Here is a 26,039-nt window from a genome sequence, read left to right as displayed (position 1 = left end):
GCCCCCCCGCCGCGGGCGCCGCGTCTGACCGGCGGCCGGCGCGGCGGTGCGGGTGCCCGCGCCGGCCGCCGGCCAGACGCGTGCCCCGGCCGTACGTTTGAGCGGATCTGTCGCGGGTTAGTCTCGCGGCATGGTCTCCGATCGCCCCGGCGCTCAGGTTCTCGTCGCGTCCAACCGCGGCCCGGTCTCCTACGCCCTCGGCGGCAGCGGGGAGCTGACCGCCAAGCGCGGCGGGGGCGGGCTGGTCTCCGGGCTCAGCGCCATCGGCCCCGAAGCCGATGCCCTGTGGGTATGCGCCGCGCTGGGCGAGGGCGACCGCGAGGCAGTGCGGCGCGGCGAGGGCCTGCTGGACCCCGGCGACACCGGCGGCATGCGGGTACGGATGCTGGACATCCCCGCCGATGTCTTCAGCGCCGCCTACAACGGGATCGCCAATTCGGCGCTGTGGTTCGTCCACCACATGCTCTACCAGATCCCGCTGGAGCCCGTCTTCGATGCGGACTTCCGTGCGCAGTGGGCGGCGTACGAGGCCTACAACGCGGCCTTCGCCGACGCGCTCGCCCAGCAGGCGGCGCCCGGTGCGGCGGTGCTCGTCCAGGACTACCACCTGGCCCTGGTGCCGGGGATGCTGCGCGAGCGCCGTCCGGATCTGCGCATCGGGCACTTCTCGCACACGCCGTGGGCGCCGCCGCAGTACTTCTCGGTGCTGCCCGACGACATCGCGCGGCAGTTGCTGCGGGGCATGCTCGGCGCCGACCGGGTCGCGTTCCTGACCGAGCGGTGGGCGCAGGAGTTCATGGGCTGCGTCGCCTCCGTACTCCCCGAGGAGATGACGCCGGCCCGGCCCGGCGGCGAGCGGCGCCACGCCCTGGTGCACACCGGCAGCGGCCGCAGCACCGAGGTCGGGGTGCACGGGCTGGGCGCGGACGCGGAGTTCCTGCGCGAGCGGGCGCACCGCCCGGACGTGGCCGAGCGGATGGCGGCGCTGCGCGAGCAGATCGGCGGCGCGGACCGCAAGGCGATCGTGCGGGTGGACCGCACCGAGCTGTCCAAGAACATCGTGCGCGGGCTGCTGGCCTACCGCGAGCTGCTGACCGAACGCCCCGAGTGGCGCGAGCGCGTCGTGCACATCGCGTTCGCCTACCCCTCGCGCCAGGACCTCGCCGTCTACCGCGACTACACCGCCGAGGTCGCGCGGCAGGCCGAGGCGATCAACGCCGAGTTCGGCACGCCGTCCTGGCAGCCGGTCGTGCTGCACGTCAAGGACGACTTCGCGCGCTCGCTGGCCGCCTACCGCCTGGCGGACGTGGCGCTGGTCAACCCGGTCAGGGACGGCATGAACCTGGTCGCCAAGGAGATCCCGGTGGTCTCCGACGAGGGGTGCGCCCTGGTCCTGTCCCGGGAGGCGGGCGCGTACGAGGAACTGCGCGAGGACGCGATCGCCGTCAATCCGTTCGATGTCTCGGGCACCGCCGAGGCGCTGCACGAGGCCCTGACGATGGACGGTTCCGACCGCGCCGAGCGCACCAAGCGCCTGGCCGCGGCCGCCACCGCGCTGCCGCCGGCCCAGTGGTTCCTGGAGCAGCTGCGCGCGCTGGGGGAGTGATTCCGCGCGGCCCCCCGGGAAGCGATGTGCGCCCTGTCATGCACCGGGCGAACACGGTAGAGCTGGACATATGGCAACTTCCGTTCGTACGGCCGCACTTGCCGCGGCCGTGGCCGTGACCCTGGTGACGGCGATCGCCGGCTGTTCCTCCGACTCAGACTCCGCCGCAGACACCGACTCCCCCTCCGCCTCCCGCAGCGGCTCCCCGAACGGCTCCCCCGGCGGCTCGGCGCCCGCTCCGGGCCCCGGCTCCTCCTCCGGCGCCCCGGGTACGTCACCGGGCGCGTCCTCACCGGGCAACGCGCCGGGCGGCTCGCCGGGCGACGGCACCATAGCCGCCGGCCCGGGCCCGCAGTCCCCGTACACCGTGCAGAAGCAGCCGGCGGCGGGCAGCTGCCGCTACCGCGACAGCACCGACAAGCAGCCGCTGCCCGACCCCACGTGCACGCCGGGCAGCACCAACCCGAAGGTCACCCGCCAGACGGTGCGGGAGACCATCTGCAAGGCCGGGTACGCCCAGAGCATCCGCCCGCCCGCGGACATCCTGGCCCGCGAGAAGAGCGCCAACGCCGCCTCGTACGCCTTCAAGGGGGAGCTGGACGCCGCCGGGTACGACCACCTCATCGGCCTGGAGCTGGGCGGCGACCCCAACGATGCGCGCAACCTGTGGGTGCAGCCGCCCGCCGCGCAGGGCCCGCGCGACCCCAAGGGCGCGGTGGAGGCGCGCCTGAACTCCGCGGTCTGCAAGGGCCAGACGACGCTGGCGGACGCCCAGTGGGCGATCGCGCACGACTGGACGACGGCGCTGACCGTACTGGGCCTGCGGGCCGACCCCGACAGTGACGGCAGCGGGGCCAAGCCGCCCAAGGGGGGCAAGGGCAAGAAGCCGCCGCGGGGGTCGGTCAAGGGGAAGTGAGGCGGCCGGCGCGGCTCAGCCGGCGGGCGTGAGCCGCCCGGCGAGGCCGTCCAGCAGTCCGACGACACCGGCCGGCCCGTCGACCACCAGGTCGGCGCGGTCGGCCAGTTCGGCCACCTCCGCGCTGCCGCTGCACACCAGCACCCCGCCGAGCCCGTCCGAGCGCAGCTTGTCCACGGCGGCGAAGGCGGCCAGATCGCCGAGGTCGTCGCCCGCGTACAGGACGCAGGCGGCGCCGCTCTCGCGGACGTAGTCGGCCAGCGCGACGCCCTTGTCCATGCCGGGGGGCCGCAGTTCCAGGACGAGGCGGCCCGGTTCGACGATCAGCCCGTGCCGCTCGGCGAGCTCGTACAGCGGCGCGCGCAGCCGGTCGAAGGCGGCCTGCGGGTCCTGGGCGCGGCGGGTGTGCACGGCGATGGAGCGGCCCTTGTCCTCCACCCATGTGCCGTGCCAGGACCCGGAATTGTCCAGTACGCCGGGGAGTTCGGCCTGTACGGCGGCGACGCCGGGGTGCGGCGCGGGGGCGCGTACGGTCTGGCTGACCGCGTCCCAGCGCTCGGCCCCGTAATGCCCGAGGACGACGAGGTGTTCCAGGCCCGGCACGCCCGCGAAGCCGCCGAGGCGGACCGCGACCCCGGCCGGGCGGCCGGTGACGACCACGACGGAGGCCACGTGCGGCGCGAGGCGGGCGAGGGCGGCGACGGCGCCGGGGTGGGCGCGGGCCTTCTCGGGGTCGGGGACGATCTCGGCGAGCGTGCCGTCGAAGTCGAGGGCGACCACGGCGCGTTCGGGCCGGGCCAGCAGCGCGGCGAGGCCGTCGCGGCCGGCGGGCGTGGCAGGCGTCGGCAAGGGTTTCGGGGGGCTGCCCATGCGCTCGACCCTACCGGCGAAGCATGGGCATGCGCCCGGTGTACGAAAGCATGCGTCACGTAAGGGCGAGCGGCCCCTCAGCGCCGCTGCCGCCGGGCGTCGCGTACGCGGCGCAGCCGGTTGACGGTGACCGGGTCGTGGGCGAGCGCCCGCGGGTCGTCCAGCAGGGCGTTCAGCAGCTGGTAGTAGCGCGTCGGCGAAAGACCCAGGCGCTCGCGGATGGCGCGCTCCTTGGCGCCGGGGCCGGGCCAGGAGCGGCGCTCGACGGCGAGCACCGCCTCGTCCTGGGCGGACAGCGGCCCTATGCCGCCGCCCTCGCCCGTGGTGCCGCCCGTCATCACGCCCCCACGATAAGCGCGGCCCCGGCGCGTCCGCGAGGCGTACGGCGGGGCCCGGCGCCGCTGAGTGCGCGTGTCACTTGGCGGCGCTGTCCGCCTCGTCGGCGGTGTTCTGGATGTCGCTGAGCACACCCGCCGGGTTGCCGTTGGGCTTGACCGTCGACCCGATCTTCGCCTTGAGCGTCTTGCTGACCAGCGGCCAGGAGGTCTTGTCGGCCGGGTAGAACTCGGCGGTGGGCAGCTGGCGCAGGAAGCTGTGCAGCTTCTTGTACTTGTCGTCGGCGAGCATCGCCTGGGAGGCGGAGACGGTCACCGGCAGCAGGCCGTAGTCGCCGGAGAACTTCACGACGTTCTTCTTGCTGTAGACGAAGTCGAGGAACTTGCCGATGGGGGCGCGGTTGCCGTTCTGCTTGAAGGCCATCATCCAGTCGGCGACGCCCATGGTGGTCTTGGACTTGCCGTTGACGCCGGGCAGGTCGACGGTGCCGTAGTCCACGCCCTTGGCCTCGACCTGGCGCATGAGGGTGGGGTGGCCGTTGAGCATGCCGACCTCGCCGTTGGAGAAGGCGTCGAAGGCCTTCTGGCGGTCGAGCTTGGCCGGGTCGGTGCCGGTCAGGCCCTTGCCGACCAGCTCCTTCTTGAGCCAGGTGAAGGTCTTGACGTTCTCGGGGGAGTCGATCGTGTACTTGCCGATGCTGTCGGTGTAGCCGCCGCCCCCGCTGAGCAGCCACATCATGGTCTCGGCCTGGGTCTCCTCCGGGCCCAGCGGCAGCGCGTAGGGCATCTTGACGCCCTTGGCCTTCAGCAGGGCGGCGTCCTTGGCGATGTCGGCCCAGCTCTGCGGGCCGTCGGCGATCCCGGCCTCGGCGAAGAGCTTCTTGTTGTAGAACAGGCGCCGCGTGCTGGCGCCGAAGGGCATGCCGTACTGGATGCGGTTGTACTCCCCGGCCTCCGCCATGGAGGTGGTGAAGTCGGCCTGTACGGGGATGGAGAGGACCTGGTCGGCGCTGTAGAGCTTGCCCTCGGCGGCGTAGTCGGCGTACGCGCCGATCTGGGCCATGTCCGGGGCGTTGCCGGCCTTGACCATGTCCTCGACCTTTTTGTCGACCTCGGTCCAGTTGTAGACCTCGACGTCGACCTTGATCCCGCTGTTCTTGGCCTCGAAGTCGCTGACGAGCTTGGACCAGAAGTGCTTGGAGGAGTTGGCGTCGCTGTCGCCGTAGTTGGCCGCGACGAGCTTGAGCGTGACCTGGTCACCGCTGCCACTGCCGCTGCCGCAGGCGGTCAGGGACAGCGCCATGGCCGTGGAGAGTCCCGCTGCTGCCAGGCTCAAGTACCGCCGCTGCACTGCCATTACCGCCCTTTGTCCTGAATGTTCCATGCTTGCCGGGGATGTCCCCAGGCCATCGCCGGACCGATCGTGACCGGCATGAACTGCGAGTCTCCCCGACCGCCGCTGCGAGGTCCACACCGGCCCCGGTATCGCTTCCGTATCACCCCGCCGAAGCGCAGGTCACGGCGGCTGCGGGCAAGCTCCGGATGGGCCCGCGAAGCGGGCGGGGGCGGCGCCGCCTTTCCGTACCGGAAACACAGTGGACTAGACCTTTCAGGGCACCTCGCGCGAAACTGTCCCCGTGAGACACGTCATCGCCCTGGATGTGGGCGGCACCGGAATGAAGGCCGCCCTGGTCGGGGCGGACGGCACCCTCTTGTACGAAGCCCGGCGGGCCACCGGCCGCGAGCGCGGACCAGAGGCCGTCATCGCCTCGATCCTCGACTTCGCGGCCGAGCTGCGCGCCGTGGGGACCGAGCGGTTCGGCTCCCCCGCGGCGGCGGCCGGCGTCGCCGTCCCCGGCATCGTCGACGAGGCCGGCGGCATCGCCGTCTACTCCGCCAACCTCGGCTGGCGCGACATCCCCATGCGCGCCCTGCTCTCCGAGCGCCTGGGCGGCGTACCGGTCGCCCTGGGCCACGACGTACGCACCGGAGGCCTGGCCGAGGGCCGTATCGGCGCGGGACGCGGCGCCGACCGCTTCCTGTTCGTCCCCCTGGGCACCGGCATCGCGGGCGCCATCGGCATCCGGGGCCGCATCGAGGCGGGCGCGCACGGCAGCGCGGGCGAGATCGGCCACATCGTCGTACGGCCCGGCGGCCGCGAGTGCGGCTGCGGACAGCGCGGCTGCCTGGAGACGCTGGCCTCGGCCGCCGCGGTGGGCCGCGCCTGGGCCGCCGCCTGCGGGGACCCGGAGGCCACCGCGGCGGACGCCGCCAAGGCCGTGGAGTCCGGCGACCCGCGCGCGCTGGCCGTCTGGCGCGAGGCCGTCGCCGCTCTCGCCGACGGGCTGGTGACCGGGCTGACCCTGCTCGACCCGCACACCCTGATCATCGGCGGCGGCCTCGCCGAGGCGGGCGACACGCTGTTCGCGCCTCTGCGGGAAGCGGTCCGCGAGCGCGTTACGTTCCAGCGTCTCCCCCTGATCGTTCCGGCGGCGCTCGGGGACGCCGCCGGCTGCCTGGGCGCAGGACTGCTCGCCTGGGATCTTCTCTCCACGGAGGTAATCGCCTGATGGCAGCGCAACAATCCGGGGGACAGCCCCCGCGCCCTGGACGGACCGTGCTGACCGGTGCCCGCGTGGCGCTGCCGGGCGGCGTCGTGGAGGGCGGCCGGATCACCGTCGAGGGCTCCCGTATCGCCGCGGACCGGCCGCAGGAGGCCGCCACGCTCGATCTGACCGGCCATCTGATCGTGCCCGGCTTCGTCGACATCCATGTGCACGGCGGTGGCGGCGGCTCCTTCTCCTCCGCCGACCCCGAGCAGTGCCTGACCGTAGTGGAGACCCACCGCCACCACGGCACCACCTCGACCGTCGCCTCGACCGTCACCGGCGACCTGGACGACCTGGCCCGGCAGGCCGCGGTCCTGTCCGAACTGGTCGAGCAGGGCGAGCTGGCGGGCATCCACTTCGAGGGCCCCTTCATCTCCCCGCACCGCTGCGGCGCGCACCAGCCCGAGCTGCTGCGCGACCCCGACCCGGCCGATGTGCGCAAGCTCGTCGACGCCGCGCGCGGTGCCGCCAAGATGGTGACGCTGGCGCCGGAGCTCCCCGGCGGCCTGGAGTCCGTACGCCTGCTGGCCGACGCCGGGGTGATCGCCGCCATCGGCCACACCGACTCCGCGTACGACGCCACCCGCCAGGCCATCGACGCGGGCGCCACCGTCGCCACCCACCTCTTCAACGCGATGCCCGCGCTGGGCCACCGCGCGCCCGGCCCCATCCCCGCCCTCCTGGAGGACGAGCGGATCACCGTCGAGCTGATCAACGACGGTACGCATCTGCACCCCTCCGTACTGGAGCTGGCCTTCCGCAGCGCGGGCGCCGAGCGCGTCGCCTTCATCACCGACGCGATGGGCGCGGCCGGCATGAACGACGGCATGTACCCGCTGGGTCCCATGGAGGTCGAGGTCAAGGAGGGCGTGGCCCGGATCGCGAGCGGCCCGACCGCCGGTGCCATCGCCGGCTCCACCCTGACCCTGGACCGCGCCTTCAAGCGCGCCCTGACCGTCGACGGGATCTCCGTCGAGCAGGCCGTGCAGGTCCTGTCGGCCAACCCGGCCCGGCTGCTGGGCATCCAGGACCGCGTCGGCTCCCTGGAGACGGGCAAGGACGCGGACCTGGTCGTGCTGGACGGCGGCTACGACCTGGTCGGTGTGATGCGCAAGGGCGAGTGGGTGGTCCGGCCGCCGCAGGCCTGAGCCGCGCCGCCGGGCCGCGCCACCGGAGCGGCCCGGCCGCATGCTCCCTTTGTCCCCTTCTTTGTCCCCTTTCGCCGAACGGCGGTTGGCCCAGGGTCTGGGCCAACCGCCGTTCGCAATGGCATGATCGCTCGCGCACTCGCTCGTGTACGTGCTCGCGCAGTTGTCCGTCCAGTGCCCGTACACCGCCCGTTCGCGGCGGTCCGTACGCGGCCGTTCGGCCCCGGCGACCGGCCCCCGGCCGCCCGGCCGCCGCCCGGGAGGGGGAAGCAATGATCCTCACGGTCACGCTCAACGCCGCCCTCGACATCACCTACCGCGTGCCCCGGCTCCAGCCGCACGGCACCCACCGCGTCACCGAAGTCCGTGAGCGGCCCGGCGGCAAGGGCCTGAACGTCGCCCGCGTCCTGGCCGCCCTCGGGTACGAGGCCATGGCCACCGGATTCGCCGGCGGCGGCACCGGCGACGCGCTGCGCGCCCTGCTCGCACACGAGAGGCAGGAGGCCGAGGAGGCGGGCGGGATGGGGGTGACCGACGCGCTGGTGCCCATCGGCGGCGCCACCCGGCGCACCGTGGCCGTCGTGGACGCCTCCACCGGCGACACCACCCAGCTCAACGAACCCGGCCCGACCGTCACCCCCGCCGAGTGGTCGGCCTTCCTTTCCACCTACCGCGAACTCCTGGGCCGGGCGCGGGCGGTGGCCCTGTGCGGCAGCCTCCCGCCGGGCGTTCCCGTGGACGTCTACGCCCGTCTGACCCGCGCCGCCCATACGGCGGGCGTCCCCGTACTCCTGGACACCAGCGGCGAACCCTTGCGCCGCGGCCTGGCCGCCCGCCCCGACCTCGCCAAGCCCAACGCCGACGAACTGGCGGCGCTGACCGGCAGCACCGAACCGCTGCGCGCGGCCCGCGACGCCCGCCGCCGCGGCGCCCACGCGGTGGCCGCCTCGCTGGGCCCCGAGGGCATGCTCGCCGTCACCGCCAACGGCGCCTGGCAGGCCTGTCCACCGGCCCCCGTCACCGGCAACCCCACCGGCGCCGGCGACTCAGCGGTGGCGGGCCTGCTGTCCGGCCTGGTCGACGACCTCCCCTGGCCGGCCCGCCTCACCCGCGCCGTGGCCCTCTCCACCGCCACCGTCCGCGCCCCGTCCGCAGGCGAATTCCACCGCGAGACGTACGAGGAGCTACTGGGGCGGATAGAGGTCAGCGAACTGCCGCATGCGCCTTAGCGCCTGACGTGGCCGCTCTTGAGCGAGACCTGGTCGAGGTTGACCTCGCACTGGTTGCCCTGCTCGCAGGAGATCTTGATGGTGTTGGTCCCCTTGTTGAGGTTTATCCACCGCCACGTGTTCTGCCAGCCCTTCTCCCAGTCGCCCTCGGGCTGCTTGGAGAAGTTCGCCATGTTGATCTCGTCGGGCTTCCCGTCGTTGACCGTGAGCGAGGTCTTGGCGTCCTTGCCCGGTACGCCGTAGGCGACGAGCAGCGTGTACGCCCCCGCCTTGGGCACATCCACGGACCAAGTGGCCGCCGCACCAACCTTGTTGAGCGACACATACGCACCATTGGAAGCCTTCGCCCCCTTCACGGCCGTATCCGTGCTCGCGTCCGGGCTCAGCTGCAGTGCGGCGGCGTCCTGCTTGGGCAGCGGCGCGTTCGGCGACGGCTTGGTCGACGGGCTGTTGCTGGGCTTGTTCTCGGTGCTGGTGGAGGGCTCGGGCTTGGCCTCGGGGGTCTTGGTGTCGTTGGAGTTGGTGAAGATGGCCACGCCGATGCCGGCGCAGACGACCAGGACGACCGCCACGGCGCCGATGAGCAGGCCCTTGTGGTTGCGGCGGGGGGCCTGGGGGGCGGGCGTGGGGACGGGGCGGGTGCGGTCGCCGCCGCCCTGGCCCTGGAAGGTCTCCGGCGCGGCGTAGTGGGCGTTCTGCTGCTGCGGCGGCTGCGCGCCGCCGTACTGGCGCTCACCGACGGCGCGCACGTGGTTGTAGGAGGTGCGCGGCACACCCGGCTGGCGCGGCTGCTGCGCGCCGGCGCCCGGCGACCCCTGTGCGCTGCCCTCGCCGCCCTCCGAGCGGTAGAGGTACGCGAACGGGTCGTCGTTCTCCGGTGTGTCCGCGCCGTTGTTGCCGGCCGTCATTGCGTGTCACTCCCAGCGGTCTGTGCAAGTCGTGCGAGTCGTTCGTGCTGACCTGTGTTCCGGTCTTCAGGCCCCCGGCGGCGCCCCGCCGCATCGGCGCAGCCTACCCCTTTCGGGCTACGGCACGCCGACCCCGGACCGCTACAGAATCGCTACAGAAAGGGGAGACGAACGGCGCAGCCGCAGGTCAGCCCGCGCGCCGGTTCGCCTTGGCGCGGGAGCGCTTTTCCACGTACATCCGCTGGTCCGCGGACTGCAGGACCTCCTCGGCCGACATGCCGCAGCTCGCCCAGCCGATGCCGAAGCTGGCGCCGACGCGGACCGCCCGCCCGTCGACCCGGATCGGCGGAATGATCGCGTTGCGCAGGCGTACGGCCAGGTCCTGGGCGTCGGCCTTGCCCAGCCCGTCGGCCAGCACCACGAACTCGTCGCCGCCGAGCCGGGCGACGGTGTCCCCGTCGCGCACGCCGTTGGTCAGCCGCCGGGCGACCTCGATCAGCACGGCGTCGCCGGTGTGGTGCCCGAAACGGTCGTTGATCGACTTGAAGCCGTCCAGGTCGCAGAAGAGGACCGCCAGGCCCTTGGTGCCGTCGTCCTCGGGGCCCTCGCTGGGCGCGACGGTGTGCACGTGGTGGTCGTAGGGGCCCACCGCGCCGCCTTCGTAGGAGTCGAAGGGCTCGGGGCCCTCGGGGCCGTAGCCGTGCGCCTGGGCGGCGGCCGTGGAGGCGGCGGAGGCGTAGGCGTCGGCGTCCGAGCCGGGCGGGCGCGAGCACAGCCGGGCGCTGAGGCGGGCCCGCAGCTCGGCGCTGTTGGGCAGGCCGGTCAGCGAGTCGTGGCTGGCGCGGTGCGCGAGCTGGAGCTCGTGGCGCTTGCGCTCCTCGATGTCCTCGACGTGGGTGAGCAGGAAGCGGGGCCCGTCGGCGGTGTCGGCGACGACGGAGTTGCGCAGCGAGACCCAGACGTAGGAGCCGTCGCGGCGGGCCAGGCGCAGCTCGGCCCGGCCGCCCTCGGCGGAGGTGCGCAGGAGCGTACCGATGTCCTCGGGGTGGACGAGGTCGGAGAAGGAGTAGCGGCGCATCACGGAGGCGGGGCGGCCCAGCAGGCGGCACAGCGCGTCGTTGGTGCGCAGCAGCCGGCCGTGCTGGTCGCCGCCCATCTCGGCTATCGCCATGCCGCTGGGCGCGTACTCGAAGGCCTGGCGGAAGGACTCCTCGCTGGCGCGCAGGGCCTGCTGCTCGCGCTCCAGGCGCACCAGGGCGCGCTGCATGTTGGCGCGCAGGCGGGCGTTGCTGATGGCGATGGCGGCCTGGAAGGCGTACATCTGCAGGGCTTCCTGGCCCCAGGCGCCGGGGCGGCGGCCGTTGCGGGGCTTGTCCACGGAGATCACGCCGAGCAGTTCGCCGCCGCCGGACGCGGCGGCGTACATGGGCGCGAAGAGGCGGTCCATGGGGTGCCACTCGTCGGGGAAGCGCGGCGCTGGCCCGGCGGTGTGCCACTGCGGGACGTCGTCGTCGTCCAGCACCCAGCCCTCGGTGTACGGGATGAAGCGCAGGTCGCCCCAGCGGTCGCCCATGCTCAGCCGGCGCTCCCAGGAGGAGCGGGAGCCGACCCGCCCGGCCATCAGCGCCTCGGCGCCCGCGCTTCCGGCGACGGCGGCGACGACGAGGTCGCCGTCGGGGCGTACGAGGTTGACCGCGGCGAGCTCATAGCCGAGCCCGGCGATCGCGCCGTCGGCGACGGTCTGCAGGGTGTCCGCAAGGCTGCGTGCGGTGTTCAGGTCGGCGACCACTTGGTGCAGCTGCCGCAGGGTCGCAAGACGGACGTATGGCTCCGACTCGGTCTCCATCGCTCGCTCTCCCCGAGACCTCGACAGCAACTCCAGGATTTCTTGTCGGCGCTCTTGCTGTGGTGTCACGGCCACTGAATCACAGTGAGCTGTTCACTCGGTACACAGGGTCAACAATTACTGGCTGCTGTGACTCAAGTCACAGCGGGTGATGGGCAGTTGATGATCTTGGTGGGGAGCGCTTCTACAATTCCTGAACGCAAATTCGAGAACGAGCGCCGCTCGGCCGTCAGACCTAGGGCGCACCTGGTCCCCGGGGCCGATGCGCGGCCCCGCGGACGCGGCTAGCGTTCATGGCGTGTTCACGAAAAGCTCCACCGGCCCCGCCCCCACCACCGCCCCCGATGCCACCGGCGCCGTCACCGACCGCATCGTCCCCCATCCTGATGGGGTGAGTGACGACGATTTCCGCGCCGCCCTGTCCCGACTTGCCGCCGGTGTAGTACTGATCACCGCCCATGACGCCGAGGACGGCCCGCGCGGTGAGGACGCCGGCATGACGGCCACCGCGTTCCTGTCCGTCTCCCTGGACCCCCCACTGGTGATGGTGAGCGTTCGCAACGACTCGCGGATGGACGACATTCTTGAGCGGCAGCCGCTGTGGGCCGCCTCGATCCTCTCCGAGAGCCAGCGGCACATCGCGGGACGCTTCGCCATGAAGGGCCGCATCAGCGACCGCCTGCTCTTCGAGGACATCCCCTATGTACGGGGGGAAGAATCGGGCGCGCCGCTGGCGGGCGGCGCCCTGGCGACCCTGGAGTGCCGCACCGAGCAGCGCGTGGTCGCCGGGGACCACACCCTGGTCATCGGCCGGGTGCTGACCGCCTCGGCACCGAGCGCGGAGGGCGGCCCGCTGACGTACTTCCGGGGCCGGTACCGGCAGTTGAAGTAGGCGGCGCGCGGCGGGTGCGTACGGGGCGTGGGCCGTTCGGCGCGCGCCGGTGGGGGCCATGGCGAGGATCTCCCCCGAGGCGGCGGGGTACTACTGCGCGCCGATCAGCGCCACGCCGATGAACGTGGCCACCACGCCGGTCAGCTGCAGCCGCCGCAGCCGCTCCTTGTCGATCAGCCCGGCGAGGACGACGGTGACGACCGGATAGAGCGAGGCCAGGACGGCGACCACCGGCAGCAGATCGGAGCGGGTGGTGTGCGCGTACAGGAGGTTGGCGACCATGTCGCCCAGGCCGACCACTACGGCAGCGGCGAGCCGGGCGGGGGTCCAGCCGCCGCCCTCGCCCTCCACGGACGGCTCCTTCCCGCGCCGGGCGCGCGCCATGACCAGCAGGATCACACCGACCAGGACGACATAGGCGGTGCGCTGCCCCAGCAGCGTCTGCGGCACCGAGGTCCGGCTGCCCAGCGCGATACCGACCAGCACCACCCCGAACCCGGCCGCCGCCAGCAGCGCCAGCCCCACCGACCGGGCCGCTCCGGCGCGCGGCCCCGAGTTCAGCTCGGGGCCCACCGCGACGCAGGTGCCGACCGCCGCCAGCGCCAGCCCGCCGCACTGCAGCAGCGGGGGCGCCTGCCCCTGGACCACGCCGACCAGGACCGGTACGGCGACAGACGTGGCCGCGATCGGCGCGACCAGCCCCATCCGCCCGATCGCCAGCGCCCGGTAGAAGGCGCCGAGGGCCACCACACCGGCGGCCCCGGCCACCGCGCCCCACGCCAGCCCCGGCACGTCCGGCGCGGCGGGCAGGCCCGCGGCCACCAGCACCGCCGTACCGGCCAGCGCCGCCGACTGCGCCACGAAGATCACCGCGTAGGCGGGGAGCCGGCGCGAGAGCCTGCCGCCCACGAAGTCGGCGGCGCCCCACAGGACGCTCGAGCACAGCCCCAGCAGTACGACCACGAGAACCCCTCCCCGTCCGGTTTCCCCGCGCAGTATGGACGTACGGAAGTACCGACTTGAACCGTCTCGTCTACCAAGGAGACGTACGTGTCCAAGGTGCTGATCATCAATCCGCCCAATTCCAACACCGTTCTGGACGGCGCCACTTGTACGGTCACCCGGCCCGAGGACCACACCGACTGGTCCAACTTCCCCAGCCTGGGCGTACTCACCCTCGCCTCCGCCCTGGCGGACATACCGGGCGTCACCCCCGTCTATCTGGACGGGACCGTCGTGCCCTGGCCGACGGTCCTGGACTACATCGACACCCACGCCGGCGAACTGCTGGCCGTGTGCGCCAGCACGCTGACCGCGACGTACGAGGCCGCCGTCGCGCTGCTCGCGCACGCCAAGGCCGTCCGGCCGCAGATCGCCACGGTGGTGGGCAACGACCACTTCACCGCGCTGACCGAACCGTGCATGCGGCGCCGTCACTCCTGCATCGACTACGGGTTCGTGGGCAACGAGGTCATCGGCCCCTTCCGTGACCTGATCGCCGATCTGCACCGGGGCGCCGTGCGCGGCCCGGAGGCGTACCCGGGGCTGGTCGTGTGGCGCGAGGGGCGCACGGTGCGCGTACCGCAGCGGCCCGAGCCCGTCTTCACCCGGCACCTGCACGGCCTGGTCGACGCCGCCTTCGACCACAGCACGCCGTACGAGAAGAACTTCCGCACCCGCGTCGCGCCCCGATTACACGAGCTGCTCGGCGTCGAACTGCACGCCGGGATGCCCGTCGAGATCGGCCGCGGCTGCATCAAGTTCAGCCGCAACGACGCCTGTTCGTTCTGCTCGATCCAGTTCGGCGGGCTGTGGAAGAACACCGTGGACAGCCCCGCCGCCGCCTGGCGGCTCATCGAATCCGCCACCCGCGGCGGCTACGACTACCTCTATCTGACCGCCGACGAACTCCCGCTCACCTTCGGCCCGTTCCTGCGCAGGATGCTGGATCAGACCCCCGCGTGGTGGTCCGCGCTGCCGGAGGCCGAGCGCCCCGTGCTGGTGGGGTACGCGCGCGCCGACGGCCTCTCCAGCCCGCGGCACGCCGACACGCTGCGCCGCCTGGGCATCCGCCAGCTCATGGTCGGCCTGGACGCCGGCTCGCCCGTCTCGCTCTCGGCGATGAACAAGCCGCTGTCCCCGGCCAAGGACGCCGACCCCGCCCACCGCGCCGAGCGGATGTTCGACCACAACGTGCGGGCCATGCAGATGGCCAGGGAGCACGGGCTGCTGCTCAAGGTCGGCTTCGTCATCGGCCACCTGGGCATGACGCCACAGCTGCTCGCCGACAACGTCGCCTCCATGCGCGAGCTGATCGACGCGGGCAAGGGCGCCATCGCCTCCCTGGACGTCGAGGTCCTCTCGCCCGAACCCGGCTCGCTGGACTACCGCTGTCTGACCGAGCCGGATCTCGCGGCGCGGGCGGCGGAGCGCACCGGCCTGGAACTGCCGCCGGAGAGCCTGCGCCGCGCCGTCGCCGAGCGCTGGGCGCCGCTGGACATCGTGGACCGGGAGGCCGCCATGGAGGACTACGTCAGCGCCGTCATGCCCGGACTGACGCTCGCGGACCTGGCCGCCGAGCGGGCGGCGCTGCGGGAGTACGGGAAGGATTCGGGGGTGGTGATCGGGGAGTGATCCGGGGGCGGTGACCGGGGAGTGATTCGGGGGGCGGTGAGCGGGGAGTGACCCGGGGGGGCGGTGAGCGGGGGTGGAGCGGCGCGGGTCAGTGCCAGTCGCGGCCCGAGCGGCCCCGCTTGGTGTCGCCGCGCTGCTTCTTCTCCCGCAGCCGCCGCTCGTTGATGCCGCGCGGGATACGCGTCTTGCGGCGCGGCTTGGGCGGCGGCGCCGACGCCTCGGCGAGCAGCGAGGCCAGGCGTACGGAGGCCGTCTCGCGGTTGCGCCACTGGGAGCGGTGCTCGGAGGCCCGTACGGACACCACGCCGCCGTCCACGAGCCGGCCGCGCTCGGCCAGCCGCGCCAGCGCGCGCTCCTTCCACACCTCGGGGAGCGCTTGGGTGGCGGCGAGGTCGAAGCGCAACTCGACCTGGCTGTCGGAGGTGTTGACGTGCTGGCCGCCCGGCCCCGAGGACCGGGAGAATCGCCACATCAGCTCGGCCTCGGGGAGAACGACCGAACCGCGGATGACATAGGGCCCGGACATGTCACCCATGATCCCGCCTTTCGGGCGGGCGCGTCACCTTCTTTTCGCCGGTGTGTGTCCGGTTCGCCTCGCTGCTGCGTTTCCGGTTCTCCTCGCCGCCGTATGCCCGGTTCTCCTCGCCGCCGTATGCCCGGCGCGTGGCCGGATCCCGGCATCAGGATTGAGCAAAGAAAGTAAAGAGACCTGGAACCTCTCGGTCCCCTGCTTGCGTTCTGCTGGGTGACGGTAGCTTCGTCCGCAGTACGGAGCCCGGACGATTCAACGAGGAAAGGGACATCCCCATGGCTGTAAGCCTGTCCAAGGGCGGCAACGTCTCGCTCACCAAGGAGGCACCGGGCCTGACCGCCGTCACGGTCGGCCTCGGCTGGGACGTCCGCACCACCACGGGCACGGACTTCGACCTGGACGCCAGCGCCATCGCCGTCAACACGGCCGGCAAGGTCTTCTCCGACCAGCACTTCGTCTTCTTCAACAACAAGGCCACGCCGGACCAGTCCATCGTGCACACCGGTGACAACGTCACCGGCGAGGGCGAGGGCGACGACGAGCAGATCAAGGTCAACCTGGCCGCGCTGCCCGCCGACATCGACAAGATCGTCTTCCCGGTCTCGATCTACGACGCCGAGAACCGCAGCCAGAACTTCGGCCAGGTCCGCAACGCGTTCATCCGCATCCTCAACCAGGCCGGCGGCGCCGAGATCGCCCGCTACGACCTGTCCGAGGACGCCGCCACCGAGACCGCCATGGTCTTCGGCGAGCTGTACCGCAACGGCGCGGAGTGGAAGTTCCGCGCGGTGGGCCAGGGCTACGCCTCCGGCCTGGTGGGCATCGCCCAGGACTTCGGCGTCAACGTCTGAGTCCAGGCCTGACGCGCGCGGTTGCAGCGCGCGCACGAGCCACTGAGGGGCCGGTCCCGGCGGGGACCGGCCCCTTCGGCATGTCCGGAGCCCCTGTTGTCCCGGGGCCCTGTCCGCTCAGGGGCTCTGCCCGCTCAGGGACCTTGCCCGGCCGAAGCCCTTGCCCGCCCAGGGGCCTGCCCGCTCAAGGGCCTTGCCCGCCCAGGGACCCGGTCCGCTCAGGCCGCCGCTCCCCCGGCCGCGGCCCCTTCCTCCTCCTCGGGCGTGGCCAGTACGGCCAGCTCGTCGAGCGAGAGCCCGAGCGTGCCCGCCAGCGCCACGACGGTGAAGAAGGCCGGGGTCGGCGCCCGGCCCGTCTCGATCTTGCGCAGCGTCTCGGCCGACAGTCCGGCGGAGGCCGCGATCTCGACCATGCTGCGGGGGCCGCGGGCCTCGCGCAGGATCGCGCCCAGCCGCTCGCCGCGCTCGCGTTCCCAGGGGGTCAGTGGAGTGCGCACCATGCCCGTGATACTAATACCGGTAAACAAATACCGGTATAAGAATTGGAACCGCGGGAGGACCCCACGATGGTCGAGCTCAAGACGGACACGGCGCTGGACGCGATGCGGGTGGCGGGACGGGTCGTCGCCGACGCACTCGCGGCGGTGCGCGCCGCGGCCGCCCCCGGCGTGCGGCTGCTGGAGCTGGACGAGGTGGCCCGTACGGTCCTGAAGGAGGCGGGCGCCACCTCCCCCTTCCTCGGCTACCGGCCCTCCTTCGCCCCCACCCCCTTCCCCGCCGTCATCTGCGCCTCCGTCAACGACGCGATCGTGCACGGCATCCCGGACGCCTCCCGGCTGCGCGACGGCGACCTGGTGAGCATCGACTGCGGCGCGGTCGTCGACGGCTGGGCGGGCGACGCCGCCACCAGCTTCACCGTCGGTACGCCGAGCCCCGCCGACCAGCGGCTGATGGACACCACCCGGCAGGCCCTGGAGGCGGGCATCGCGGCGGCCGTGGTCGGGGCCCGTATAGGGGACATCGCGCACGCCATCGGCAGCGTCGGACGGGCCGCCGGCTACGGCATCCCCGACGGCTTCGGCGGACACGGCATCGGGCGGCAGATGCACGAGGACCCGGCGGTCCCCAACGACGGCCGCCCCGGGCGCGGCTTCGTGCTCCGGCACGGGCTCACCATCGCCATCGAGCCGATGTTCCTGGCCGGCGGCAAGGACGCCTTCTACGAGGCCTCCGACGGCTGGACCCTGCGCACCTCGGACGGCAGCCGGGCCGCCCACTTCGAGCACACCGTCGCCGTCACGGACGAGGGGCCGCGGGTGCTGACGCTGCCGTGAGCGCGGGGCATTGCGGGCGGGGGTGCGGGGCACTGCGGGCGAGGCGCGAGGCACTCCGGGCGGGGGCGCGAGGCACTGCGGGCAGGGGTACGAGGCACTGCGGGCAGGGGTACGAGGCACTGCGGGCGAGGTGCGGGGCACTCCGGGCGGGGGCTCGGGGCACTGCGGGCGAGGCGCGGGGCACTCCGGGCGGGGGCTCGGGGCACTGCGGGCGAGGCGCGGGGCGTGCGCGGTCGCGGGGCAGGCCGGGCCGCAGGGCGGGCGGGGGTTATCCCCACCCCCAAGTGACCGGCCAGCGGGATGTCTTGGGCGGGCCCGGACGAGGAGCATGGAATCACCGGACGGGGCCCACGGGCTCCGGTCGGCTCCACCGGCCCGACCAGGGCGTGTCCGCCCCTCCCGAGAAGGCACGATCATGCACTCCAGGCGTTCTTCCGGCGCTGCCTCACCCGTGCTCGCCAAGGCCGTGGCGGCGGCCGCGCTGCTGGCCGTCACCGTGGGCCTGCCCGCCGCCCCGGGAGCCGCCGCCGCTCCCGCCGCCGCGCGCGATCCGCAGGCCGCGAAGGCCGGGGCCGGGCGGACGGCGGACGGCATATGGCAGATGGACGGCTACGGCACCGTGCTGAAGGTGGGCCACGGGCGCCTGCAGGAGTACCAGACCACCGCGGTCAGCTGCCTGAAGGGCGACTATGCGCGGCGCGCGGGCGGCGGCTCCGGGGCAACCCGCTTCACCACCGGCGACGGCAGCGTCCTGGTCCTGCGCGCCTCCGGCGACCGCGCTCGGCTGCACTACGACGGCTCGCCCGGCGACCGGCAGCTGCGCCGGGTGGCCGCGCTGCCCGGCTCCTGCACCCGCCCGGCGGCCGGCGGCAAGCTCGCCGCCTTCGACGTCTTCTGGCAGACCTTCCAGGAGAACTACCCCTTCTTCGCCGCCAAGGGCATCGACTGGTCGGCGGCCCGGGACCGCTACCGCTCCAAGATCGACAAGCACACCACCGACGCCGAGCTGTTCGCCGTCCTGCGGGAGATGATCACCCCGCTGTACGACGCCCATGTCACCGTCGACGGCGGCCGCCCCGACCTCCGCTTCGGCCAGGTCCGCCCCGGCACCGTCGTACCGGGCGAGGAACTGGACCGGCGGGTCAAGGCCTTCGTCCAGCAGCGCGACCTGGGCGGCGCGCACAACCCCCTCCAGGAGTTCGCGGACGGCCGGATCAGCTACGCCGACCTGCCCGGCGGCCGCGGCTATCTGCGCATCTCCGGCTTCAGCGGCTACACCGACGCCGAGAAGAACCCCTACGCCGCCGACCGCGCCGCGCTCGACCGCGCGCTGGACACCATCCTCACCCCCGGCCGCACCGCCCGCCTCCAGGGCCTGATCATCGACCTGCGGGTCAACGGCGGCGGCTCGGACGCCCTCGGCCTGCGCCTCGCCGCCCGCCTGACCGACCACCCCTACTTCGCCTACGCCAAGCGGGCCCGCAACGACCCGGCCGACCCGACCCGCTTCACCCGCCCCCAGCCCCAGTACGTCCAGCCGGCGCCGGGCACTCCCCGCTACACCGGCCCCATAGCCGTACTGACCGGCGGCTCGACGGTCAGCGCCGGGGAGACCTTCACCCAGGCCCTCATGGAGCGCCCCGGCCGGACCGTACGCATCGGGCAGCCGACCCAGGGCGTCTTCTCGGACGTGATGGAGCGCCGGCTCCCCAACGGCTGGCGGATCGGCCTGCCCAACGAGGAGTTCCGCACCCGCTCGGGCCACACCTTCGACGGCCCCGGCATCCCGCCCCACCTCGTGGAACCGGTCTTCACCGAGGAGGAGTTCGCCCAGCGCCGCGACTCCGCCTTCGACCGGGCCCTCGCCGTCCTCTCCGCCCGCTCCTGACCCTCCTGCTCCTGACCCGCCTGCGCCCGGCGCCCTGCCGGGTCCCGGGCCGGCCCACCCATGGCCGGGCGGGTCCCGGGCCGGCCCACCCATGGCCGGGCGGGTCCGGGCAGGTCCAGACGGATCCGGGCAGGTCCGGGCGGGTCCGGGCAGGTCCGGGCAGGTCCGGGCGCGTGCCCCCGTGATCCACCGGCCGGCGGCAGCACCCGTCGCGAGTCATCCCCGCCCCCATCACATGACACCATCGAGTACGTGATCGACCTCGGCTACTCGCTCTCCCCCCGCTTCCCGGACCCGACGCGGATGGACTACCGCACCGCGGACGTCCGCACCCTGCGCCACGACCTCTTCTGCGGCGATGTCTACCTCGCCGACACCAAGGAGGACCGGGAGCTGTCCACAGCCTGGGGATGGGTGCCGGTGCTCGACTTCGCCTGGGCGCTGTGCGACATCATCGAGCAGCTGGGCCGCGATCCGCGCGGCAACCGCTCCGCCCAACGGCAGTACGCGGAGCTGGACTTCACCGAGTCCTCCGACCGGATGCTCTTCGAGCGCCGCTTCGGCTGGGTGGACATCACGGCCGACTGGGCACCGGCCGACGAAGCCCCCCTCACCTTCAACCACGCCGCGCTGCGCCGCGAGGCCCGCGACTTCCTGCACGACCTGATCGCCGACCTCACCGATATGCACGAGGGCCTCGCCGACAACCCGGTGGTGTGGGACCTCCAGGCGCGCTTCCCCCGCACGTAGCCCGGCCTGCACCGCCCTTCCCCCACACGCGAACCGACCTGCCCCACTCTTCCCCCGCACGCGGCCCGGACCGCCCCGCCCTTCCCCTGTGCCTAGCCCGGCCTGCACCGCCCTTCCCCCACACGTAGCCCGGACCGCCCCACTCCTCCCCGCACGTGGCCCGGACCGCCCCACTCCTCCCCCGTACCTAGCCCGGACTACCCCGCTCTTCTCCCCTCCCCCCCGGCCCGCCCACCCCCACCCCGCCGCTCCTCGCGTCACCTCACGACTCCACCCGCACCCCCACCTGTGCCGCGAACGCCGGTGCCAGGTCCATCAGTTGCACCGGGCTGATCACCGCCCCCGCCAGCCGGTCGATGCCGCGCGCGATGTCCAGACCGGCGGCCCCCCGCAGGTCGACGTCCTTCATCCGCGCCCCGCTGAAGTCCACCCGCGCCAGCGTGCAGCCGTCGAAGGTCACCCGCTCCAGCACCGCGTCGGCGAAGTCGGCCTCGACCAGTACGCACCCCTCGAAGGCGACGTCCCGCAGCTTGGCCTGGCGCAGATTCACGAAGTCGATCTTCCCGCCGCGCACCACCACCCGCTCCAGCACCGCGCTGTGCAGCTGGGTCCCGCCCAGCCGGGCGTCCACCACCTCCACGTCGCGTAGCGACGCCTGCGAGAGGTCCGTGCCCACCCCGCGCACGTTCTCCAGCAGGCTGTCCACGAACCGGCCGCGGCTGAGCACCGTCTCGTCCAGCGCGCACCGCCGCACCGCGCAGTCCAGGAATCGGGCGCCCCACGCCGACTGCCCCGCGAAGTCGCCGTCGGTGAACTCAAGCCCGTCGTAGTCCCCCTCGGACTCCAGCGCACCGCCGTCGAAGGGCCGCAGCTCGGGCAGCCGCACCTCCGGCCGCCGTACCGCCCGCACCGTCTCCTTGCCGCGCCCCGCCATGGGACCCACCGCCTCTCGCTCCGCGCCCGCCGTGCCCGTTCCCGTACGCCCCCGCTCTGCTCCCATCGTGGAGCACGCCACTGACAATCCGCCCTGACCTGCGAAAACAACGCGATGTCACATCCGCGCCCACCCCGGACGTCCAAGAAGACGACACCGCGCAACAAGCCGACACGACAGCAACCAGCAACCAGCAACCAGCAACCAGCAACCAGCAACCAGCAACCAGCAACCAAGAATCGGGGCGCGCACCATGACCGCCAACTCCACCCACCGCACCCCCATCACCGTCATCGGCGGCGGCTTCGCGGGCCTGACCGCGGCCATCACCTCCGCCGAGGCGGGCGCCACCGTCACCCTGTACGAGGCCCACCGCACCCTCGGCGGCCGCGCCCGTACCGCCGACGCCCCCTACCGCGTCAACGAAGGCCCACACGCCCTCTACAACCGCGGCCCCCACTGGCCCTGGCTCAAGCAGCGCGGCCTCCTCGAACCGCTCGCGCCGCTCCCCCTGCTCCAGGCCGGCCGTATCCGCTTTCACCACGGCGGCACCCTGCGCCGCACCCCGCCGCTGGGCGTCCTCAAGCTGCGCGGCCGCAAGAACGCCCCCGTCGACCAGGACTTCCGTACCTGGGCCGGCTCCCAGGTGGGCGAGGCCGCCGCCCGTGCCGCCGCCCACTACGCCGGCGTCGCCACCTTCCACCACGACCCCGGCCTGCTCTCCGCCGCCTACACCCAGGAGGTGCTGCGCCGCACCACCTCGCTGCCCCCGGAGGCCCACTACCTCCGCGGCGGCTGGGGCGAGCTGATCGCGCGCATGGCCGAGCACGCCCGCCGCCTGGGCGTACGGATCGAGACCGGCGCCCGTGTCGACGCGCTGCCCGCCGAGGGCCCCGTCATCGTCGCCACCCACCTCGACTCCGCCCGCGCCCTCCTCCAGGACGAGTCCCTGACCTGGAGCGGAGCCCGTACGGCCCTGCTCGACCTCGCCCTGCACACCCGCCGCGGCGACCTGTTCGCCCTCTCCGACCTGGACGCCTCCGGCTGGCTGGAGCGCTTCACCGCGCAGGACCCGGGCCTCGCCCCGCGGGGCGAGCAGCTGCTCCAGGGGCAGTTCGGCATCGCGCCGCACGAGACGCGCGCCGACGGCATCGCCCGCGCCGAACGCCTCCTGGACGCCGGTTTCCCCGCCTGGCGCGAGCGCGTCACCTGGCGCCGCGAGTCCCTGGCCACCAACCGCACCGGCGCCGTCGACCTGCCCGGCACCACCTGGCGCGACCGCCCCGCCATCGACCGCGGCCACGGCGTCTACCTGGCGGGCGACCAGGTGGCGGCCCCCGGGCTGCTGAGCGAGGTCTCCTTCAACAGCGCCCTGGAAGCCGCCACTTTGGCCCTCGCCCACACATCCCCCTCGACCCCCTTGACCTCAACTCAACTTGAGGTCGCACAGTGGCAGAGCCGGGCCGCGATCTAGCACCGGGCACCCAGCACCACCCGGCCGCACGGCCCCGCCACACAGCCCCGCCACACAGCCCCGCCACGAGGAGTCCTCCATGCACGCGATACGGCTGCACGCCTTCGGCCCCGCCGAGAACCTGACCTACGAGCGGACCGAAGACCCCCTGCCCGGCCCCGGCCAGGTCCGTATCGCCGTCACCGCCGCCGGCGTCCACCTCCTGGACACCGCCCTGCGCGAGGGCATGCAGGGCGGCCCGGCCCCCCTCCCCACGCTGCCCACCGTCCCCGGCCGCGAGGTCGCGGGCACGGTCGAGGCGCTCGGCGAGGGTACGGACCCCGCGTGGCTGGGCCGCCGCGTCGTCGCCCACCTGGGCATGGCCCCCGGCGGCTACGCAGAACTGGCCGTCGTCGACGCCGAAAAGCTCCACGTCGTCCCCGACGGCCGGGACGAGGCCGAGGCCGTCGCCATGATCGGCACCGGCCGCACCACCATGGGCATCCTGCTCTTCGCCGGCCTGACCGCCGAGGACATCGCCATCGTCCCGGCGGCGGCGGGCGGCATCGGCTCGCTGCTCGTCCAGCACGCCAAGAACGTCGGCGCCACCGTCATCGGCCTGGCGGGCGGCCCCGCCAAGGTGGAGCGCGTACACAAGCTCGGCGCCGACCTCGCCGTCGACTACAAGGACGACAACTGGCCCGCCCAGGTACGCGAGTTCCTCACCGCCCGTAGCGCACAGGGCGCCAAGGAGCGCACCCCAGCCACCGACCTCGGGACCACAGGCGCCAAGGAGCGCACCCCAGCCACCGCCCCCAGGACCACAGGCGCCAAGGAGCGCACCTCAACCACCGCCCCCAGGACCACAGGCGCCACGATTGTCTTCGACTCCGTAGGCGGCGAAGCCGGCCGCGCCGCCGTGGACCTGCTCGCCGACGGCGGGCGCCACCTCGTCTTCGGCTGGTCCTCCCAGGGCATCAAGGAGGGCGGCCCGCTCGAGTTCGCCGAGGGCGAGCTGGAGCGGCGCAACATCACCTCCGAGTCCGTGCTCGGCCCGCCGATGCTGGCCAAGGCCGGCGGCGACAACCCGATGCGCACCCTGGAGGAGGCCTCCATGGCCGAGTGGACCTCCGGCCGGCTCACCCCGGCGGTCCAGCGCTTCCCGCTCTCCGAGGCCGCCGCCGCGCACACCGCCCTGGAGACCCGCGGCACCATCGGCAAGGTCGTCCTCATCCCCTGAGACCGCCTGAGGGGCGCCCCGCCGTCACAGGGGTACGGCGGGGCGCCCCTCTTCCTTCGCAGCGGGGCCCGCTACTCCACGATCCCCATCTCCCGCGCCGTGTTGTTCAGCCGCCGCCCGCCCGTCTCCGTACACGTCACGATGTCCTCGATCCGCACCCCGAACCGCCCCGGCAGATAGATCCCCGGCTCGATCGAGAAGCACATCCCCGGCACCAGCGGCAGATGCTCGCCCTCCACCATGTACGGCGGCTCGTGCGTGGTCACGCCGATCCCGTGCCCGGTGCGGTGGATGAAGTACTCCCCGTACCCCGCGGCCTTGATGACCTTCCGCGCCACCCGGTCGATCTCCTGGCACGCCACCCCGGGCCGTACCGCCTCGAACGCCGCCTGCTGCGCCTCGCGCACGATGTCGTGCACCTTGCGCTCCTCGGCGCTGGGCTCACCCACGTGCACGGTACGCGTCGTGTCCGACCCGTACCCGTCCTTGAGGCCGCCGAAGTCGAGCACCACCATGTCGCCGTGCTCGATGATCCGCTCGCCCGCCTCGTGGTGCGGGTTGGCCCCGTTGGGCCCGGACCCCACGATCGTGAAGTCCACCTGGCTGTGCCCGTGCTCCCGCAGCAGCCGCGCCAGGTCCGCCGCCACGTCGCACTCCCGCCGGCCCCGGAAACGCACCTGCAGGATCTGCTCGTACGTGGCGTCCGCCGCCGCGCCGGCCGCCGCCAGCCGCTCCACCTCGTGCGCGTCCTTGACCGCGCGCAGCATCGGCAGCGCCTCGGTCAGCGAGGTGTAGGAGGTCTGCGGCAGCGTCCGCTGGAGCCCCAGCAGGTGCATCGCCCACGCCGAGTCAGAAATCCCGTAACGCCCCTGCTGCCCGAGCCACTTGGCCAGCACCCGGTACGGGTCCTCGCCGTCGGACCACCCGGCCAGCTCCACCGCCCCGGCCCCGGCCGCCCGCCGCGCGTCCGGCGCCTCCAGTACGGGCACCAGCAGCCGCGGCCGCTCCCCCGGCGTGATCACCAACGCCGTGAGCCGCTCCGTCTCCGCGGTCACCCGGTACCCGCACAGCCACCCCAGATCCGGCCCCGGCATCACCACCAGCCCGCCCAGCCCGGCCTCTCCCGCCGCCCGGCCGGCCCGCTCCATCCTGAGCCCGTAATCCTCACCCGTCATCTGCACACCCGCCACACTCACCACCGCCCTCGAAGTAGCCCTGCCAACTCCTGGCGAATCTACGCCCGCCCACCCCCGACCGCCCGGCCTGCCGCCCCCCCAGCCGATCAAGATCACTGCCGCGCTCCCCTGCGGTACGGCAGCACAAAGCCCCCTCCCGGAATTCCAGGAGGGGGCTGCGGCCTGCAGAGCCCCCTGTCGGGTTCGAACCGACGACCTTCTGTTTACAAGACAGATGCTCTGGCCAGCTGAGCTAAGGAGGCACCGGACCATACGATCCGGCAACTAGCCTAGCGGATACCTTGTTCGGGCTCGCAAGGGTTATGTTTCCGCAGCTCACGAGCGTATCGGGGGGCGGGGGAGGCCGGTCAGGAGTGGCCGCCCTGGCACTCGTGCACCGGGCCGATCATGGACATCAGGACCACGGGGGTGCCGCCCGCGCGGCGGCAGGAGTGGTCGTCGGCGGGGCTGCGCAGATGTCCCGAGGCGCTCGCCGCCGCGGCGCCGGGCGCGGCGAGCACGGCCGGTACGCCCAGTACGGCCAGCAGGCCCAGTGCCGCCAGCAATCGCCGGGTACCACCCCGGACTTCGATCCGCCGTCTCATGCCGCCCGTCTCCTTCACCTCGCCCGTACGACCGCCGCGCGACCGCCGCGCGACCGTCACGCGGCCACCGCACCACCACGCGACCGCCGCACGGCCACCGCCGCCGCCCGCCCGCCGCGCGACCACCGCGCCGCCGCCCCACCGAACCTACGCAGCCGCCCGCCCCCGTACCCACGACAGCTGGGCCGTTGGAGTGACGGCGGCCACGGTCGGTCACCGGTCGTGACGCACCCCGGCGCCGCGCCGCCACGGCCCCGCATCACCGCCATTTCGTGACCTACGCC

General features: G+C 73.2%; 24 protein-coding genes and 1 tRNA gene. 13 read left to right on the top strand and 12 right to left on the bottom strand.

Translation table 11 applies throughout. The features are described from left to right. Nucleotides 1-130: 130 nt before the first annotated feature. Together AC4IJH_RS26100 and AC4IJH_RS26095 are read left to right on the top strand one after the other, a co-directional pair. A complete protein-coding gene (locus AC4IJH_RS26100; protein ID WP_490854295.1) occupies nt 131-1,606 on the top strand; it encodes an alpha,alpha-trehalose-phosphate synthase (UDP-forming) in 1,476 nt (491 codons plus the stop codon). A 70-nt stretch (nt 1,607-1,676) separates the two neighbouring features. Beyond that, the gene (locus tag AC4IJH_RS26095; protein ID WP_490854294.1) at nt 1,677-2,522 is read left to right on the top strand and encodes a hypothetical protein; all 846 of its coding nucleotides are present in this window, start codon (nt 1,677-1,679) and stop codon (nt 2,520-2,522) included. A gap of 15 nt (nt 2,523-2,537) precedes the next feature. On the opposite strand, the gene otsB is transcribed toward AC4IJH_RS26095, so the two are convergent. From otsB to AC4IJH_RS26080, 3 genes are all read right to left on the bottom strand, one after another. Beyond that, nucleotides 2,538-3,392, bottom strand: coding sequence for a trehalose-phosphatase (otsB, locus tag AC4IJH_RS26090; RefSeq protein WP_490854293.1), 855 nt, complete (start codon nt 3,390-3,392; stop codon nt 2,538-2,540). Nucleotides 3,393-3,469: 77 nt separating this feature from the next. Beyond that, nucleotides 3,470-3,730 carry a DUF3263 domain-containing protein gene (locus AC4IJH_RS26085; RefSeq protein WP_490854300.1) on the bottom strand — a complete coding sequence of 87 codons (261 nt, stop codon included), beginning with the start codon at nt 3,728-3,730 and terminating at the stop codon, nt 3,470-3,472. A gap of 76 nt (nt 3,731-3,806) precedes the next feature. Next, complete coding sequence (locus AC4IJH_RS26080) at nt 3,807-5,078, bottom strand: ABC transporter substrate-binding protein (RefSeq protein WP_490854299.1); 1,272 nt, start codon at nt 5,076-5,078, stop codon at nt 3,807-3,809. 286 nt (nt 5,079-5,364) lie between these two features. Between AC4IJH_RS26080 and AC4IJH_RS26075 the strand changes: the two genes are divergently transcribed. The 3 genes from AC4IJH_RS26075 (at nt 5,365) to AC4IJH_RS26065 (ending at nt 8,713) form a co-directional block, all read left to right on the top strand. Continuing rightward, a complete protein-coding gene (locus AC4IJH_RS26075) occupies nt 5,365-6,297 on the top strand; it encodes an ROK family protein (protein ID WP_490854292.1) in 933 nt (310 codons plus the stop codon). Further along, complete coding sequence (nagA, locus tag AC4IJH_RS26070; RefSeq protein ID WP_490854291.1) at nt 6,297-7,484, top strand: N-acetylglucosamine-6-phosphate deacetylase; 1,188 nt, start codon at nt 6,297-6,299, stop codon at nt 7,482-7,484. The genes AC4IJH_RS26075 and nagA overlap by 1 nt, the downstream gene beginning before the upstream one ends. A 272-nt stretch (nt 7,485-7,756) precedes the next feature. Then, nucleotides 7,757-8,713 carry a 1-phosphofructokinase family hexose kinase gene (locus tag AC4IJH_RS26065; RefSeq protein WP_490854290.1) on the top strand — a complete coding sequence of 319 codons (957 nt, stop codon included), beginning with the start codon at nt 7,757-7,759 and terminating at the stop codon, nt 8,711-8,713. On the opposite strand, the gene AC4IJH_RS26060 is transcribed toward AC4IJH_RS26065, so the two are convergent. Both AC4IJH_RS26060 and cdgB read right to left on the bottom strand, forming a co-directional pair. Further along, the gene (locus tag AC4IJH_RS26060) at nt 8,710-9,621 is read right to left on the bottom strand and encodes a carbohydrate-binding protein (protein ID WP_490854289.1); all 912 of its coding nucleotides are present in this window, start codon (nt 9,619-9,621) and stop codon (nt 8,710-8,712) included. The two genes, AC4IJH_RS26065 and AC4IJH_RS26060, sit on opposite strands and share 4 nt — an antisense overlap. Nucleotides 9,622-9,808: 187 nt before the next feature. After that, complete coding sequence (gene cdgB, locus AC4IJH_RS26055; RefSeq protein ID WP_490854288.1) at nt 9,809-11,467, bottom strand: diguanylate cyclase CdgB; 1,659 nt, start codon at nt 11,465-11,467, stop codon at nt 9,809-9,811. A 262-nt stretch (nt 11,468-11,729) separates the two neighbouring features. On the opposite strand from cdgB, the gene AC4IJH_RS26050 reads away from it, so the two are divergent. After that, entirely contained in the window at nt 11,730-12,359 is a 630-nt protein-coding gene (locus AC4IJH_RS26050) for a flavin reductase family protein (protein ID WP_490854287.1), read from the top strand. Between the two features lie 90 nt (nt 12,360-12,449). Here the strand turns inward: AC4IJH_RS26050 and AC4IJH_RS26045 are convergent, their stop codons facing one another. Next, nucleotides 12,450-13,322: an EamA family transporter gene (locus tag AC4IJH_RS26045; protein ID WP_490854286.1), complete on the bottom strand. Its 873-nt coding sequence runs from the start codon at nt 13,320-13,322 to the stop codon at nt 12,450-12,452. Between the two features lie 87 nt (nt 13,323-13,409). Between AC4IJH_RS26045 and AC4IJH_RS26040 the strand changes: the two genes are divergently transcribed. Beyond that, complete coding sequence (locus AC4IJH_RS26040; protein WP_490854285.1) at nt 13,410-14,993, top strand: B12-binding domain-containing radical SAM protein; 1,584 nt, start codon at nt 13,410-13,412, stop codon at nt 14,991-14,993. Nucleotides 14,994-15,081: 88 nt separating this feature from the next. Here AC4IJH_RS26040 and arfB read toward each other — a convergent pair whose 3' ends face one another. After that, on the bottom strand, nt 15,082-15,519 hold the full coding sequence (gene arfB, locus AC4IJH_RS26035) for an alternative ribosome rescue aminoacyl-tRNA hydrolase ArfB (protein WP_490854298.1): 438 nt from the start codon (nt 15,517-15,519) through the stop codon (nt 15,082-15,084). 281 nt (nt 15,520-15,800) lie between these two features. On the opposite strand from arfB, the gene AC4IJH_RS26030 reads away from it, so the two are divergent. After that, complete coding sequence (locus tag AC4IJH_RS26030) at nt 15,801-16,376, top strand: TerD family protein (protein ID WP_490854284.1); 576 nt, start codon at nt 15,801-15,803, stop codon at nt 16,374-16,376. A 218-nt stretch (nt 16,377-16,594) separates the two neighbouring features. Here AC4IJH_RS26030 and AC4IJH_RS26025 read toward each other — a convergent pair whose 3' ends face one another. After that, complete coding sequence (locus AC4IJH_RS26025; protein WP_490854283.1) at nt 16,595-16,876, bottom strand: helix-turn-helix domain-containing protein; 282 nt, start codon at nt 16,874-16,876, stop codon at nt 16,595-16,597. Nucleotides 16,877-16,942: 66 nt separating this feature from the next. On the opposite strand from AC4IJH_RS26025, the gene map reads away from it, so the two are divergent. The 3 genes from map to AC4IJH_RS26010 all read left to right on the top strand — a co-directional run bounded on the left by map (nt 16,943) and on the right by AC4IJH_RS26010 (nt 20,348). Beyond that, nucleotides 16,943-17,710, top strand: a complete 768-nt coding sequence (gene map, locus AC4IJH_RS26020) for a type I methionyl aminopeptidase (RefSeq protein ID WP_490854282.1) — start codon at nt 16,943-16,945, stop codon at nt 17,708-17,710. A gap of 415 nt (nt 17,711-18,125) precedes the next feature. Further along, nucleotides 18,126-19,598 carry a S41 family peptidase gene (locus AC4IJH_RS26015; RefSeq protein ID WP_490854281.1) on the top strand — a complete coding sequence of 491 codons (1,473 nt, stop codon included), beginning with the start codon at nt 18,126-18,128 and terminating at the stop codon, nt 19,596-19,598. A gap of 252 nt (nt 19,599-19,850) precedes the next feature. Continuing rightward, nucleotides 19,851-20,348, top strand: coding sequence for a hypothetical protein (locus AC4IJH_RS26010; protein WP_490854280.1), 498 nt, complete (start codon nt 19,851-19,853; stop codon nt 20,346-20,348). 262 nt (nt 20,349-20,610) lie between these two features. On the opposite strand, the gene AC4IJH_RS26005 is transcribed toward AC4IJH_RS26010, so the two are convergent. Beyond that, nucleotides 20,611-21,258, bottom strand: coding sequence for a pentapeptide repeat-containing protein (locus AC4IJH_RS26005; RefSeq protein WP_490854297.1), 648 nt, complete (start codon nt 21,256-21,258; stop codon nt 20,611-20,613). A 277-nt stretch (nt 21,259-21,535) separates the two neighbouring features. Between AC4IJH_RS26005 and AC4IJH_RS26000 the strand changes: the two genes are divergently transcribed. Both AC4IJH_RS26000 and AC4IJH_RS25995 read left to right on the top strand, forming a co-directional pair. Beyond that, the gene (locus AC4IJH_RS26000) at nt 21,536-22,756 is read left to right on the top strand and encodes an NAD(P)-binding protein (protein ID WP_490854279.1); all 1,221 of its coding nucleotides are present in this window, start codon (nt 21,536-21,538) and stop codon (nt 22,754-22,756) included. A 79-nt stretch (nt 22,757-22,835) separates the two neighbouring features. Continuing rightward, on the top strand, nt 22,836-23,975 hold the full coding sequence (locus AC4IJH_RS25995; protein WP_490854278.1) for a zinc-binding dehydrogenase: 1,140 nt from the start codon (nt 22,836-22,838) through the stop codon (nt 23,973-23,975). A 71-nt stretch (nt 23,976-24,046) separates the two neighbouring features. Here the strand turns inward: AC4IJH_RS25995 and AC4IJH_RS25990 are convergent, their stop codons facing one another. The 3 genes from AC4IJH_RS25990 to AC4IJH_RS25980 all read right to left on the bottom strand — a co-directional run bounded on the left by AC4IJH_RS25990 (nt 24,047) and on the right by AC4IJH_RS25980 (nt 25,755). Next, nucleotides 24,047-25,150, bottom strand: coding sequence for an aminopeptidase P family protein (locus AC4IJH_RS25990; RefSeq protein ID WP_490854277.1), 1,104 nt, complete (start codon nt 25,148-25,150; stop codon nt 24,047-24,049). A gap of 189 nt (nt 25,151-25,339) precedes the next feature. Beyond that, a tRNA-Thr gene (locus AC4IJH_RS25985) sits at nt 25,340-25,413 on the bottom strand. 105 nt (nt 25,414-25,518) lie between these two features. Then, nucleotides 25,519-25,755, bottom strand: coding sequence for a hypothetical protein (locus tag AC4IJH_RS25980; RefSeq protein ID WP_490854276.1), 237 nt, complete (start codon nt 25,753-25,755; stop codon nt 25,519-25,521). Nucleotides 25,756-26,039 lie beyond the last annotated feature (284 nt).

The organism is Streptomyces sp. UF-297, from assembly GCF_058245575.1.
The sequence above is the reverse complement of the archived record's forward strand: the minus strand, read 5'-3'. Positions and strand labels throughout refer to the sequence as shown.